This window comes from Pseudomonas sp. 43(2021) (assembly GCF_017490805.1).
Lineage (GTDB): Bacteria > Pseudomonadota > Gammaproteobacteria > Pseudomonadales > Pseudomonadaceae > Aquipseudomonas.
Genome location: NZ_JAFGYJ010000395.1, coordinates 1 through 478, shown reverse-complemented (window position 1 = coordinate 478; position 478 = coordinate 1). Strand labels below are relative to the sequence as shown.

At 65.3% G+C, this 478-nt stretch carries 1 protein-coding gene; it reads right to left on the bottom strand.

Features of this window, described 5'->3' with window-relative positions; genetic code table 11:
• On the bottom strand, positions 1 to 478 hold a 478-nt coding region (locus tag J5M71_RS27815; RefSeq protein WP_207838789.1), incomplete at both ends, for an asparaginase domain-containing protein.

Below are 478 nucleotides of genomic sequence, written 5' to 3'. Positions count from 1 at the left end.
ACTCTGGATTGTCGCTCGGCCCGGTCCCGCTGCCGTAGCATTCCAGCACCAGACCTTGAATGCCGCTGTCGAGCAGACCGTCGAGAACCTCGGCACTGATCCCGGGAAACAGCGGCAACACTGCGACTTTCGCCAGTTGCTTCGGCTGGTTGTAGTTCAGCGCGACTGGAATCGAAGGCGCCTTCACACCACCGCCCTGACGCTCCAGGCGTTTGAACGGATGGCGGCCGAAGCTGCGCACTTTCGCGCAGCGGGTCGGCGCCAGCAGTTCACCGTGGAAGTACAAATGCACGCCCGGCGCCAGGCCCTGGCCGAGGGCGACCAGCGCGCCGCCGAGGTTTTCCCAGGCATCGCTGTCGGTCACGCCCGCCGGCAACATCGAGCCGGTGAAACACACGCGGGCATGTAGGCCGAGCAACTGAAAACTCATCGCCGCCGCGCTGTACGCCAGCGTGTCGGTGCCGTGCAGGATCAGCAC